Origin of the sequence: Algoriphagus marinus (genome assembly GCF_001936475.1) — a bacterium.
GTDB lineage: Bacteria > Bacteroidota > Bacteroidia > Cytophagales > Cyclobacteriaceae > Algoriphagus > Algoriphagus marinus.
Genome location: NZ_MSPQ01000001.1, coordinates 840,716 through 854,138, shown reverse-complemented (window position 1 = coordinate 854,138; position 13,423 = coordinate 840,716). Strand labels below are relative to the sequence as shown.

9 protein-coding genes are annotated in these 13,423 nt (G+C 43.6%); 7 read left to right on the top strand and 2 right to left on the bottom strand.

What is annotated here, in order from left to right; all coding sequences use genetic code 11:
- The first annotated feature begins 70 nt into the window (after nucleotides 1-70).
- The 4 genes from BVC88_RS03650 (at nucleotide 71) to BVC88_RS03635 (ending at nucleotide 5,681) form a co-directional block, all read left to right on the top strand.
- Entirely contained in the window at nucleotides 71-1,936 is a 1,866-nt protein-coding gene (locus tag BVC88_RS03650) for an alpha-amylase family protein (protein ID WP_075349262.1), read from the top strand.
- Nucleotides 1,937-1,953: 17 nt separating this feature from the next.
- A complete protein-coding gene (locus BVC88_RS03645; protein ID WP_075349261.1) occupies nucleotides 1,954-2,751 on the top strand; it encodes a glycoside hydrolase family 25 protein in 798 nt (265 codons plus the stop codon).
- Between the two features lie 474 nt (nucleotides 2,752-3,225).
- On the top strand, nucleotides 3,226-4,725 hold the full coding sequence (locus BVC88_RS03640; protein WP_075349260.1) for a sulfatase family protein: 1,500 nt from the start codon (nucleotides 3,226-3,228) through the stop codon (nucleotides 4,723-4,725).
- The gene (locus tag BVC88_RS03635; RefSeq protein ID WP_075349259.1) at nucleotides 4,716-5,681 is read left to right on the top strand and encodes an alpha/beta fold hydrolase; all 966 of its coding nucleotides are present in this window, start codon (nucleotides 4,716-4,718) and stop codon (nucleotides 5,679-5,681) included. The genes BVC88_RS03640 and BVC88_RS03635 overlap by 10 nt, the downstream gene beginning before the upstream one ends.
- 7 nt (nucleotides 5,682-5,688) lie before the next feature.
- On the opposite strand, the gene BVC88_RS03630 is transcribed toward BVC88_RS03635, so the two are convergent.
- Entirely contained in the window at nucleotides 5,689-7,329 is a 1,641-nt protein-coding gene (locus tag BVC88_RS03630; protein WP_075349258.1) for a sulfatase-like hydrolase/transferase, read from the bottom strand.
- Between the two features lie 290 nt (nucleotides 7,330-7,619).
- Between BVC88_RS03630 and BVC88_RS03625 the strand changes: the two genes are divergently transcribed.
- The 3 genes from BVC88_RS03625 to BVC88_RS03615 all read left to right on the top strand — a co-directional run bounded on the left by BVC88_RS03625 (nucleotide 7,620) and on the right by BVC88_RS03615 (nucleotide 12,155).
- Nucleotides 7,620-9,134, top strand: a complete 1,515-nt coding sequence (locus BVC88_RS03625; protein WP_075349257.1) for a Gfo/Idh/MocA family protein — start codon at nucleotides 7,620-7,622, stop codon at nucleotides 9,132-9,134.
- A 120-nt stretch (nucleotides 9,135-9,254) separates the two neighbouring features.
- Nucleotides 9,255-10,205 carry a TIM barrel protein gene (locus tag BVC88_RS03620; RefSeq protein ID WP_075349256.1) on the top strand — a complete coding sequence of 317 codons (951 nt, stop codon included), beginning with the start codon at nucleotides 9,255-9,257 and terminating at the stop codon, nucleotides 10,203-10,205.
- Between the two features lie 150 nt (nucleotides 10,206-10,355).
- Nucleotides 10,356-12,155: a serine hydrolase gene (locus BVC88_RS03615; RefSeq protein ID WP_075349255.1), complete on the top strand. Its 1,800-nt coding sequence runs from the start codon at nucleotides 10,356-10,358 to the stop codon at nucleotides 12,153-12,155.
- Between the two features lie 53 nt (nucleotides 12,156-12,208).
- Here the strand turns inward: BVC88_RS03615 and BVC88_RS03610 are convergent, their stop codons facing one another.
- Nucleotides 12,209-13,348, bottom strand: coding sequence for a DUF4221 family protein (locus BVC88_RS03610; RefSeq protein ID WP_075349254.1), 1,140 nt, complete (start codon nucleotides 13,346-13,348; stop codon nucleotides 12,209-12,211).
- Nucleotides 13,349-13,423 lie beyond the last annotated feature (75 nt).

The following is a 13,423-nucleotide window of genomic DNA, read 5'->3' as shown; positions in this document are numbered from 1 at the left end:
GTTTCGGTAATTTTCTATTAAGTCTTTTCAAAGTTTTTTATTTCTTTATCCATGATTAAAACATCAATGCATGCGAAATAAATTGATTCTCTTCCTTTCGTGCTTAGCTATTTTATTTGCCTGCCAAAATCAACCTGAACCTATTGCTGAAGAAGCCATGAAACCACAAAAGATTGTTGTGTACCAAGTTTTCCCCCGCCTTTTTGGCAACACGAATACTACTAATAAACCTTGGGGCACGATTGAAGAAAATGGGACTGGAAAGTTCAATGACTTTACCGATTTGGCTTTGGAGGAAATCAAGAAGTTGGGTGTAAGTCATATCTGGTACACGGGAGTTCCACATCATGCCTTGATTGGAGATTATTCAGCAATCGGAGTATCAGCTGATGATCCGGACGTAGTGAAAGGCCGGGCTGGATCGCCTTATGCCGTCAAGGATTACTACCAAGTCAATCCCGATCTGGCAGTAGATCCTGCTAAGCGAATGGAGGAATTTGAAGCCCTAATCGCTCGAACCCATGCACATGACATGAAAGTCATCATTGACATCGTCCCTAATCATGTGGCTCGTCGCTATGAAGGAAAAAATAATCCAGAAGGCGTTTCTGATTTTGGAGCCAGTGATGATCAGTCTGTGGAATATGCCCGAAATAACAACTTCTATTACATTCCCGGACAGCCTTTTCGAGTACCAGAACCTCGGGATAATTACCGGCCTCTGGGAGGGGAAAAGCATCCCTTGGCTGATGGAAAATTTGATGAAAATCCTGCCAAATGGACTGGGAATGGCTCTCGAATGGCTCAGCCAGACTTTTACGATTGGTATGAGACCGTGAAGGTGAATTATGGAATCAAGCCAGATGGCAGCAAAGACTTTCCGGAATTACCGACTGGAGCGGATTCCTTGGATTGGAAAGCGCATTTTGATTTTTGGCAGGGAAAAGAAGTGCCCGATAGCTGGATTAAATTCAAAGACATCACTCAGTTTTGGTTGACAAAAAATGTTGACGGTTTCCGCTTCGACATGGCCGAGATGGTGCCAGTGGAGTTTTGGTCCTATTTGAATTCCCATATCAAAAATACCAATCCGGATGCATTTCTTTTGGCTGAGGTGTATAACCCAAGTCTTTACCGGGATTACATCCGAAAGGGAAAAATGGACTACCTCTATGACAAAGTGGAGCTCTACGATACACTTCGAAATGTGATCCAAGATCGAGGGACGACTTGGCATATTGCTGCGATTCAGGATGGATTGGCAGATATTGAGCATCACATGCTTCACTTCCTTGAAAATCACGATGAGCAGCGAATCGCCAGCCCACAATTTGCCAATGATCCTTGGAAAGCTATGCCAGCCATGGTAGTTTCCGCTACAATTTCCACCTCTCCGACCATGATTTATTCCGGACAGGAAGTTGGGGAAAATGCATCCGAAAAAGCAGGATTTGGAGACCCTTCGAGAACTTCCATCTTCGACTACATCGGAATTCCAGCCCATCAGCGCTGGATGAATGGGGGGAAATTTGATGGGGGACAACTTTATGAACATGAGAAAAATCTCCGAGCAACTTATGTAAAATTATTGAATTTGACTCGCAAGAGTAGTGCTCTGATGGGCAAGTATCAGCAGCTACATCATCCCGATAACGGTCCAAATCGACTGGGTGGAAAAGCCTTTGCTTTCGCCCGCTGGTCAGAAACTGAAAAGCTGATCATCGCCGCAAACTTTGATTCGGAACATGACCTACTCGGTAGCTTGAACTTATCCCAGGAACTTACCAGCGAATGGGGACTGGCCGACGGGAGTTATGAACTCACGGATCAACTGGGTAACTCCAACGCCAGCCTTGAAGTCAAAGATGGGTATGGCTATATCAATTTTCAATTGGGAAAGCTGGAATCGGGGATTTGGAAGGTAAAAGTAGATTGATTTAGTAATCCACCTCAATGCCTCGAAAGAAAAAGAAACCCTCACTTTGGTTAGGAATCAGTTTGCTGTTTATCCTTTTAATCGGAGGGACAGGTTACTTGGTTTATTCCACTTGGAAGACACTCCATAAACTTCCCTACTACGCCAATCAACCACTTTCCGAGTTTGAAGATTTGAAGTTTGAGCACGTCTTCCGCTCCAATATCACAGGAATTCTAGGGATCGATATTTCTCAGTATCAAGGTCGGATCAACTGGAAACAGTTTGACCGCACACTCAAGAATAGACCAATTGAATTTCTGATTATCCGTGCTACAATGGGTGATGATCGGGATGATTTATTTGCTTCAAATTGGGCAGCGATCGATACCATGAGTCTTGCTAGAGGTGCTTACCATTATTACCGCCCGAATCAGAATAGCACCAAACAGGCGGAAAATTTCATTCGAACAGTTCAATTAAAAAAAGGTGATTTTCGCCCGATTTTAGATATCGAAAAGCAATCTTCCATCCAATCCAAAGAACGCCTTCGGGAAGGAATCCGAAATTGGCTCAATCTGGTAGAGAGCCATTATGGCGTGAAGCCAATCATTTACACCGGAGATGCATTTTTTGAGCATGTGCTGAAAGGACATGGATTTGAGGACTACCCGCTTTGGGTAGCGAATTACAATCCCGTGATGAAACCGAAAAGCGATGACTGGGTGATCTGGCAGTTTTCCGAAAAGGGAAGAATCAAAGGAATCCCCGAAAAAGTCGATTTGAATTTGTTGCGGGGTGGAGAGAAGACTTTGAAGAGCTTGCTAATTGAGTAGGAAGTAAATTCTCCCGGAGTGGCGCAGATGCGAAAAAGTTTTTTTCTAACTGCAAAGCACGCTAAGATTCGCAAAGGCTTTTTAAGGTCTCTCAGTGGCGTAGGGGGTTTGAAGCTGTGGGCTCGGAATTGAGATAACTATTCTCCCGCGAAGGCGCGGAAGCGCAATCTTATACTTATACTAAAGATCGAGCGACTTCTTTTTTTCGCAAATCTAAAAAGCAAAGCATTCAATGTTCTCTGAAAGATCATTTTCATGCATAATGGGACTGATTTAGAAAAACTGCTCCTTTGCGCCTTAGCGGGAGATAGTCATTTTATCTGAGAAAGATCTCCCGAAAGGGCGCAGAGGATTCTAACTGCTCGTTTCATCGCCGCGCCGCTACGAGAATTATTTATGAAAAATTTATGAGGTCTCATCCTGAAATTGGATTCCCCATCCAAAGCCCTTAATTTCAAGTGAGATCGGCACTTTATGAAAAATTTATACTTCCTGCTTTCCCTTTTATTTCTCGCTTCTTTTTCCGGGATTTCCCAAACGAAGCAACCCAATATCCTCTTCCTTATCGCCGATGACTGGTCGTTTCCCCATGCTGGAGTGTATGGAGATCAAGTGGTCCGAACTCCGACTTTTGACCGATTAGCAGCCGAAGGGGCATTATTTACCAATGCCTACACGGCTTCTCCTTCCTGCTCCCCTTCCAGAGCCAGCGTCTTGACTGGCCGATACCCACATCAAAATGGGGATGGAGGGAATCTCTGGTCAGAATTCCCAAATGCCAATCCAACTTATGTTCAGATTCTGGAAGCAAATGGCTATTTCACAGGCTCCACTCGTAAAGGTTGGGGACCTGGGGAGTTCCAAGTAACTGGCTTTTCTCATAATCCTGCCGGTAAGTCATTTGAAGATTTTGAATCCTTTTTGACTGAGAGACCTAAAGATCAACCTTTCACATTTTGGTTTGGTAGCACAGACCCACATCGGGAATATGTTCCAAATACAGGAATACAAACCGGGATGAAACTTCAGGACGTCACCGTTCCCGGATTTTTCCCCGATAATGATTGCGTCAGGAATGACATCCTTGATTACTATTTTGAAATCGAGCGTTTTGATAGAGAAGCAGGTCAACTCATCGCTATGCTTGAAAAACTCGGCGAATTGGACAATACCATCATTGTGATGACAAGTGACAATGGCATGCCCTTCCCAAGGGCCAAAGCCAATCTTTACGACTTTGGTACCCGAATGCCTTTGGCAATTCGCTGGCCGGAAAAAGTGAAATCCGGAACTGTGGTGAATGATTTTGTGAATTTTGTGGACTTTGCACCAAGTTTTGTAGCCGCAGCAGGATTGGATCAAAATTCCATGTCCGGACAATCGCTTTGGCCACTTTTGGCAGGAGAAAAACAGGATCGAAACCAAGTTTTTCTGGAAAGAGAGCGCCATGCCAACGTGCGAAAAGGTAATCTTAGCTATCCCATGCGAGCGATCCGAAATCAGGACTATCTCTACATATGGAATCCAATGCCTGAGCGAAATCCAGCCGGTAATCCCACCGTTCACCAATCAGTAGGCCAATATGGAGATGTGGATCACTCAATCACCAAGTTTCTAATCATGGAAATGGAAGGAAAAGCTAAACCTGGACAACCTGATTTATTCCAACTCAGCTTTGGACAAAGACCTGAAGAGGAGCTCTACGACGTAAAGAAAGATCCCTATCAGCTGAATAATCTGGCCGCTGACCCGGCTTTTGCCGAAGTCAAAACCGCGCTTCGTCATCAACTTGTAACCTGGATGGAAGAAACGAATGATCCCCGATTTAAAGACCCAAGATCGACCTTTTGGGATCAGGTGAGGTATACGCCCGACTATCAGATGAAAGATTTAGACTGGAAAAAACAAATCGAAGAATATCGGATTATGCCTCCTTTTGGGAAATATGCAAAGGAGGGGATACCGTGCAGCTAATACCAGGTCGTTTTTTTTTAGCAGTCCTATTTTTCTGTTCTACCTATGCCTTCTCTCAGGAGAAAATCAGAACGAAGGACGGAGTACAAATAAATGGACTTAAGCAGTATATCGAGGTTGAGGCAAAAGATTCCAGCAAACCAGTTCTATTATTCCTCCACGGAGGTCCAGGGTTTAGTTCGCGGTCATACTTCAATTCGATTAAAAAGGGGCTTTTGAATGACTTCATCTTGGTACAATGGGATCAACGAGAGACCGGTATCACCAAAGCTTGGAACATTGCGCCAAAGCCTATTTCCACCATACAAATGCACCAAGATACTGAGGAGGTAATCGCCTATCTACTCCACCGTTTTGATCAAAAGAAAATCTATCTGGTAGGCTTTTCCTGGGGAGGGTATCTCGGCTTGACTTACGCTCGAAATCAAGCTGAAAAGCTTCACGCCTATGTTTCCATATCAGGAATGGTTTCGAATTGGGATTCTGAACAAAAAACGTTAGAGTTGATTGAAGCCAAAGCTCAAGAAGAAAGTTTGCCCGAAGCAATTCAAGAACTATCACGGGTGTCAATTCCTTTCTCAAGTATCGACGAATTGTATTTTCAGCGCAAATGGACAGCCTATTTTATTAATGGTAAAAACTCCAAAAAGTCTTATCCGAGAAATCTATTCGATCACTGGGCACCAACCTGGCTTGATGTTTTTTCGGCAGCGTCGTATGAGGATTTCAGAGAAAGTACACCTTCGATCGATTGCCCAATATTTTTCATGGTATCCCGAAAAGATTTGGTTGCCAATTATAAGGTCACTGAGTCATATTTCGACTTAATTAAAGCTCCAGCCAAAGAATTGATTTGGTTTGAGAGATCGACTCATGAGATCCCGAGCGAAGAACCCAAACGCCTCGTGGAAGAATTATTGAGAATCAAAGATCAAATTATGACTAGAAATTATTAACCCCATTTTACTCCAAAACCATCGCCCCACCATTAGGCTCATACCCTATCCGATGCGTATTTACATAGAGCGAATCTCCTGCAACTGCTTCAAAAGGTCCTACATATACCGACCAGGTATCCTTGGTAGATTTACGATACCCAATGGATGCGCCAGGCATATCGACATTAATACTCACTTTCCCACCATTAAAAGCAATCTCGGGCACTGCCGTAACTGGCGGCGTATCTTTTCCTCCCCACCAATTTCTAACCATCTCCTGCTCATTCATGGCTCCCAGATCCGGATAGTCTAACAGCCACTGCTCATGAGCGGCTCGGAGTTCAGTGAGCTTGCTTGCATAGTCCGAATTTTTCACCAAATTATTGAACTCGTAGGGATCAATACTGGTATCATAGAGTTCTTCTACTGGTTTTGTCTTTGCAAACCATCTGGCTTGATTCGCATCGAGCTTACCAGCTTCATTCAATTCCAGCAGATGGATCATCAATGGATTATTGAGGCGATACTGGATATTTTGATAGTTGGGTTTCTCGGGCATGTAGTTTCGGATGTATTTGAATCGGCCGTCCGAAACAGCCCGAACGCGATCGTATTCCGAATCCATCCGATCCCGTGCGGCATAGATGTATTTTCGGGGATCAGCTTTTTGTTTTCCTAAAAAAGCCTGGCCATGCATACTTTTTGGAACCTCCACTCCCGCAAGCGAAAGTACAGTCGGCCCAAAATCCACAAAGCTGACTAATTCATCTCTTTGCCCGCCCTTTTCCAAAAATGGCGCTTTAATGATCAAAGGCACTTTCAATCCTCGATCATAGAGTTCGCGCTTGGCATAAGGCATCCCATCCCCATGATCTCCATAGAAAAAGATGATGGTGTTCTCATAGAGCCCATCTTCTTTGAGTTGGGCAATAACCTCTCCCACTTGCATATCCATGCGCATGGCATTGGTGATGAACCGCGCCATCACCGCTCGGCTAATCGAATCATCCGGATAATATGGAGGAATAAATACATCCACCGGATCAACCAAGAGCGGCTCATCTGCTCGCATCCAGACCTGCGACTCATGGGATGTAGTAAAGTTGAAAATGGAAAAGAATGGCTGAGTTGGATCTTTCCGATTTCGCCAATGTGCCTTATTGCTGCTTTCGTCCCACATGGTCACCGGACCTCGAAACTGATAATCTTCCTTTGAATTATTGCTGGTATAATAGCCAGCCATTCGAAGTAGTTCGGGGTAAGTTTTCATATCGGCGGGGATCACCGCTGAATAAGACTTGTGGCCTGGAGGATAGGCATCCAAGGCATTAGCTGACATTCCTAAGGTTCGCATATGATGCCCACCCACAGCAGTTTGATAAGCTCCAGTAATCAAGGCAGCCCGGCTAGGCGCGCAGACTCCGGCAGTGGAATAGGCTTGTGAATAAATCACTCCATCGGCTGCCAAAGAATCTAAAAAAGGCGTTTTTCCACCAGTACCTCCATAAGCTCCCAAATGCTGCGGGGAAAGGTCTTCGGCAACGATCCAAACAATATTGGGTCGGTCAGGATAAGTGATTGTAGAATTTACATCCTCTTGGGGTGCTTTGCAGGCAAAACTTACCAAAAGGATAAAAAAGGAAATTTTGATTAGGTTTGGCTTCATGGTGTGGGCTTTTCAAAGCAAATAATTTAGCATCTTTTACCCTATTTTCAGTACAAAACTTTGAATAATAGCGAATTCTGAATCTCATTTCATCAAGCTCCCGACAGCACTTAATTCAAATTAATTTATAAATAAGCGGCTTTTTAAAGTTTAAAATCTGAAAGTATTCACTTGAAAATGGTCCGAGAAGAGAAAAATATACTTGCAGTTGAATCGATAATCTCGGTTGATTTATTTGGCTTTCAAGTCATTGGGTAGTAAATTAAAATGTTTATTCCCAAAATCGCTACATGTCCACTTTTGACGCACTTAACCGCAGAGAATTTATGGCTTCGGCTGCTGCCTTTGCCGCATCTTTTACCATTGTTCCTTCTAATGTTATCGCCGGCTTAGGTAAAATTCCTCCTTCAGACCAAATCACTGTAGCCAATATTGGTTGTGGAACACAGGGCTTAAGAGAAATGGGTTCTCTTCTTCTCAATCCAAAAGTACGTGTGGTCGCTGTCTGTGACTCAAATAAATTCTCTACCGACTACTACGACTGGTCGCCCTTTGGCATCCGGAATGATATTCGGGAAACCCTGGGTGACGATACTTGGTGGGAAGGCAAACCAGGAATCCCCGGAGGAAGAGATATAGGTCAGGAGTACGTGGAAAAATACTACGCCAAAAACAAACCTTCCGGAAAGTATAAGGGATGTACGAGCTATGAGGATTTTCGGGACTTATTTGCCAAAGAAAAAGGAATCGATGCGGTGAAAATCATGACTCCTGATCATACGCATGCTTCGATTGCGATCGCAGCAATGAATAAAGGAATCCATGTGGTCACCCATAAACCAATCTCCAATCGGCTGCTTGAAGGCCGGAAAGTAATCGAGAAAGCTAAAAGTTCTGGAGCAATCACACATTTACTCGCTTGGTCGGATCGACCGGAATACCGACAGATCAAAGCTTGGATGGATGCAGGTTTGATCGGAGAATTGAAAGAAATTCACAATTGGTCTTATCGACCAGTTTGGCAGCAATGGACCAAAAGACCCTCGCCTGCCATGCCCATTCCAGATGGATTCAATTGGGATCTTTGGCTCGGACCAATCCCTGAAATGCCTTACCATAAGAATTACACCCATAATGTCTTCCGTGGCTGGTATGATTTCGGTGGCGGATCGGTGGCGGATATGGGACATTACAGCTTGTTCCCACTTTTCGAAACTCTAGGAATCAACAAATCCCCACTCGCAGCAAAAGCTTTTGGCACGACCACCCGAGAGGAAGTCAACCAAGTCTATCAATGGGTGGACAATAATGTAGCCTTCCCAGCGAGTTGTATGATTAAGTGGAATTTCCCAGCGCAAACCTCGCTCCCAGCCTTTGACTTGTTCTGGTATGATGGTGGGATGAAGCCTTTTGCTCCAGAAGAATTGGAACGGGATGGAAAAGACACGCCGGATGAAGGATTACTAATCGTCGGTACCAAAGGAAAAATATTGGGTGGATTCCGAGGGGAAAATCCAGTGCTGTTGCCGGAAAGTACGATGATGACAGGTCGGGATACCGAGCGAATTAATTCTCGTGAAGTCGAACGAAATACTTCAAGTTGGATAGATGCTATGCTAGAAGGAAAGCAAACACCAGGAAGCTTTGTCCGAGCACAAACTATCACCGACACCATTAATCTTGGTGCTGTAGCTTTAAGAGCTAAATCGAAAATCAATTTTGATGAAGCGTCTCTAAAAATTACCAACAATGAAAAAGCAAATGACTTCCTGACTCGGGAATACCGCCTTGGCTGGGAAATCTGAGAAAAAAAAGGGACGGAAGACGGAAGACAGAAGACCAATAACCAAACCTAGTAAACGAGGATAATCGCATTAACCTAATGACTTATACTTAAATTTTTGAACCAAACAAACCTCAATATCATGAACAACAGAAGAGAATTTTTAAAAACAACCGGATTAGCTGCAGCAGCTATCGGCTTGGGGCTCCCAAATTTTGCTTTGGCCAAACGTCCAGCTGACGAACTGTTCAAAATTTCTTTAGCAGAATGGTCATTGAATCGACCACTTTTTGCAGGTAGAATGGATCATCTGGACTTTGCGAAGCTTGCAAAAAAAGCCAATATCGATGCAGTGGAATATGTGAATCAATTTTTCATGGATAAGGCTCAGGACATGGCCTATCTGAAAGAAATGAAAACCCGGGCTGATGGAGAAGGAGTCACCTCGGTCTTGATCATGTGCGATGGAGAAGGAATGCTCGGAGCAGCTACTTCTGAAGGCAGAAAGCAAACCGTGGAAAATCACAAAAAATGGGTGGAAGCTGCTAAATTCCTGGGCTGCCATTCTATACGCGTGAATTCTTACACTGCAGTGCCTTTCTCCACCGAAAAAGATGCTGAGCAAGAGGCAATCAATGTCTGTAGCTCCGGTCTCCGTCAACTCTGTGAGTTTGCGGATGATTTTGATATCAATGTGATCATCGAAAACCATGGAGGCTTCTCGAGTAATGGCAAGTGGCTGGCAGAAATGATCCGACAGACGGCACATAAGCGAGCAGGTACTTTACCAGACTTTGGCAACTTCAGAATGAATACAGTGGGGGATAAGATTTTTAGCTATGACTCTTATCGAGGAGTGGATGAGCTAATGCCTTATGCAAAAGGAGTGAGTCTTAAGCCTACCGTTTGGGATGACAGAGGAAATGAAACTCAGTTGGACTATACTCGAATGATGAAGATTGTGCTCTCGCATGGTTTCAACGGCTACGTAGGAATCGAGCATGGCACCGATGGTCGCGAGTGGGAAAGCATCGAGGAGATCCGGGTAAATCTAGATACTGTCCGGAGGACCCTGGCGAATGAGAAAGTATAATAGACTCAGTATTGAACTAAAGAAAAGCTGGCTCTTGAAGCCAGCTTTTTTGATTTTTGGTTTATCTTGATTTTTAAATTGATAATTCAATAAAATATCGACCACTGGAATAAACGATTTTACTTATCGAAGACCATACACCAACTTCCTATGAAAAAACTGATACTTTTCGCCCTTCTGATCTCTATTCTTAATCCCACTTTTGCGCAGAAAAAAGACACTCGCCTCGCTAATATTGATGCATTGCTAGAGAAAGTCCGAACCGAATGGGGAGCACCTGGCTTTGCGGTGGCCGTCGTCGAAAAAGACAAAATCATTTACTCCAGCGGATTTGGATACAAAGACCAAGATCAGAAGGCTCCCGTGACTCCAAATACGCTTTTTGCCATCGGCTCTTCTTCCAAGGCCTTTACCTCAGCAGTTTTAGGTGTACTTCGCGAGGATAAGAAAATTGATTTCGATGAGCGCCCTGCGAAGTATATCCCAGAACTCAGATTTGCGGAGCCCTATATGAATGAGCAAATCATTATCAAGGACCTAATGGCTCATCGGACCGGTTTGCCCCGTCATGATCTTTCCTGGTACATGTTTCCATCTGATTCAGATGAGGAACTGATCAAGCGGATCGGATTTCAAGAGCCATTCACAGGATTGCGCCAGCAATGGTATTACAACAACTGGATGTTTTTCCTTCAGGGACAAATCGGCAAGCGAATTACCGGTAAAACTTGGGAGGAAAATGTCAAAACCATGTTCTTTGATCAATTAGGCATGAGCCGAAGCACCTTTAAAGCACAAGAATTACCCAAGGATTCCGACTTTTCCTACGGCTATCAAACCGATGAGGAAGGAATTAGCACCAAAATGGACTATTACAATATTGCCGCTATGGCCCCAGCTGGAGCGATCAACAGTAGCGTCACTGAGATGTCCAACTGGCTGATCACCTGGATCAATGGTGGAAAGTTTAAGGATGAACAAATCATTCCTGCCTCCTATGTAACCGAGGCGATGAGTGCGCAGATGGTGGTTTCGGCTGGGACTCCATCCAAGGAGCATCCAGACGCCCATTTTGCAAATTATGGCTATGGCTGGTTCCTCTCCTCTTATCGCGGACATTATCGAGTAGAGCATGGTGGAAACATCGATGGCTTCTCGGCAAGTGCTTCTTTTTTCCCTACGGATAGCTTGGGGATTGTCGTCTTGGCCAATCAGAATGGTTCACAAGTGCCAGGCATCGTTCGAAACATGATAGCAGATCGCATGCTGCAACTTGATCCTGCTGACTGGTCTGGCGAAGGATTAAAACGGTTAGAAGAAGCGAAAGCCATGCAGAAAAAAGCAAAAAAAGCCGCTGACTCCACCAAAATCAGTACGACCAAACCTTCGCATGTGCTCGCTGAATACACTGGGACTTACGAAAATTCAGGTTATGGAAAACTTGAACTTGAGCTAGTCAATGATACCCTTCGCGCCAAAACTGGTCTTTACGATGCAGTGCTTCTCCATGAGCATTACGACATTTTTAATCTCCATCTGATCTATCAGGGCGAAATTAAGATGGAGAACCCAATTAAAGTAAGCTTTCAAACAGCCATTAATGGCGATATCTCAGGAATGGAGTCTCAAGTGGAACCAGCCTTAGACCCGATTGAATTTAAGAGAACTCCAAAAATCCTCGATATCAGCGCCGAAGATCTTGCTAAATATGAAGGTGCTTATTTGCTCATGGGTGTTCAGGAGGTAAAAATCTATGTAAAAGAAGGAAAACTCTATGCCTTCGTCCCCGGTCAGCCTGAGTACGAGCAGATTCCGGTGGGAAATAACGAATTCAATTTCAAAACCTTAGAAGGATTCAAAATCAAATTCGAGGAAAAAGACGGGGAAATCGTGGCAGTGAATTTCGTCCAGCCGAATGGGACATTTAGAGGGGAAAGGAAGAAAGAGTAATTGAGAATTTGGAGGAACTTAGACTTGGGGAGTAATTCGTTTCCTCCCTATTTTTACTTCAATTCCAATAATTCAAAACTCATCTGATCCTCTTTATTCTGAGGATTATCGGGATGATTGATGGATAGATACAAGCCTTTTTCTCCTACAAAGGAATTGTCTGGCCAGTAGCTTCCTCCATCAAAAAATCGCTCTGTAATCAAGTTCAAGTCTTTATCAAAAACCATCACCGCAAATGGCCCTGGTGCATTTCGGAGTTCTCGGATTTCCTCGGAAGTAATATCAGTTAGGGTAGGAAAAGCAAATCGATAATAGACATTTCGATAGGAATCATAAAGAATCGACCCATACCGAGAGGAGGCAAAAGCATAGCGCTGGAACTCTTCTGGGCTACCACCAGGCTGGATACTTGACAAATTTTCATCCAAATAAGAACTACTTGCCGCTATAGATCGCAAAGGCAGATCAAATGCAGACGAATAGTAGAGCTGATGATCTCCATGGAGGGAATAGACGACTTTATCCTTTCCTTGAGCACGACTAAAATCAATTGACTTGATGCCGGATTTCAAATAGTCGACTGGAAAAAAATGATTAAAGTAAGTGGTCTCGCCACTACTGAGATCAATTTGATAACCAAAAGTATTTGTTGACAATTCTTCCGATGTCATCTCTCTTATATTAGCCGGAAATCGATGATTTACCGCTAGAAGATTCCCAGTTACCACCGGAGGAGAAATCATAAAGGCATTGTGGACAAAGGCTGAACCACCGCCTTCCGGAATTTGATAATCTATTCGTTGAAGAATTTTTCCTTCCGAATTCACCAGATTAATCCTCGAAGTAAAAGGAGGATTGAAAAGAAAGATGCTATCCATGCTTTGCACATAAAAACCAAAAACATCCCCTACTCCATTTGGACCTTCTCGATCAAATACGAGGTTTTTAACCATTTTGCCATCTTTTAGGGAATAGCTTTGAAGACTGTTGGTTTCCCAATTTGCATTGAAAAGGTATTCTTCATCGCCTTTAAAATACTGCAATCCAGTACTGATATTTGCAGTGGAATCATCCAAATCAAAAGTTAGAAAGGTACCTGAAGACACTAATTGAAGAGATTCCGCTTCTTTCGATTTCTCATTTTGGCAGGAGAAAAGAAGTCCTATAAAAATAAACAGATGTCTGGCTTTCATAAATTCTTATTGTTTTAGAAAAATAGTTCTCTCAAATGAGAAAAAAAAAAAAATGGGAGTTCAAAATCTAATTTA

Bases quoted from the DNA above. Each gene is read 5' to 3' on its own strand.
- BVC88_RS03650 (WP_075349262.1), top strand. From the start codon at position 71: ATGCGAAATAAATTGATTCTCTTCCTTTCGTGCTTAGCTATTTTATTT.
- BVC88_RS03645 (WP_075349261.1), top strand. From the start codon at position 1,954: ATGCCTCGAAAGAAAAAGAAACCCTCACTTTGGTTAGGAATCAGTTTG.
- BVC88_RS03640 (WP_075349260.1), top strand. From the start codon at position 3,226: ATGAAAAATTTATACTTCCTGCTTTCCCTTTTATTTCTCGCTTCTTTT.
- BVC88_RS03630 (WP_075349258.1), bottom strand. From the start codon at position 7,329: ATGAAGCCAAACCTAATCAAAATTTCCTTTTTTATCCTTTTGGTAAGT.
- BVC88_RS03625 (WP_075349257.1), top strand. From the start codon at position 7,620: ATGTCCACTTTTGACGCACTTAACCGCAGAGAATTTATGGCTTCGGCT.
- BVC88_RS03620 (WP_075349256.1), top strand. From the start codon at position 9,255: ATGAACAACAGAAGAGAATTTTTAAAAACAACCGGATTAGCTGCAGCA.
- BVC88_RS03615 (WP_075349255.1), top strand. From the start codon at position 10,356: ATGAAAAAACTGATACTTTTCGCCCTTCTGATCTCTATTCTTAATCCC.
- BVC88_RS03610 (WP_075349254.1), bottom strand. From the start codon at position 13,348: ATGAAAGCCAGACATCTGTTTATTTTTATAGGACTTCTTTTCTCCTGC.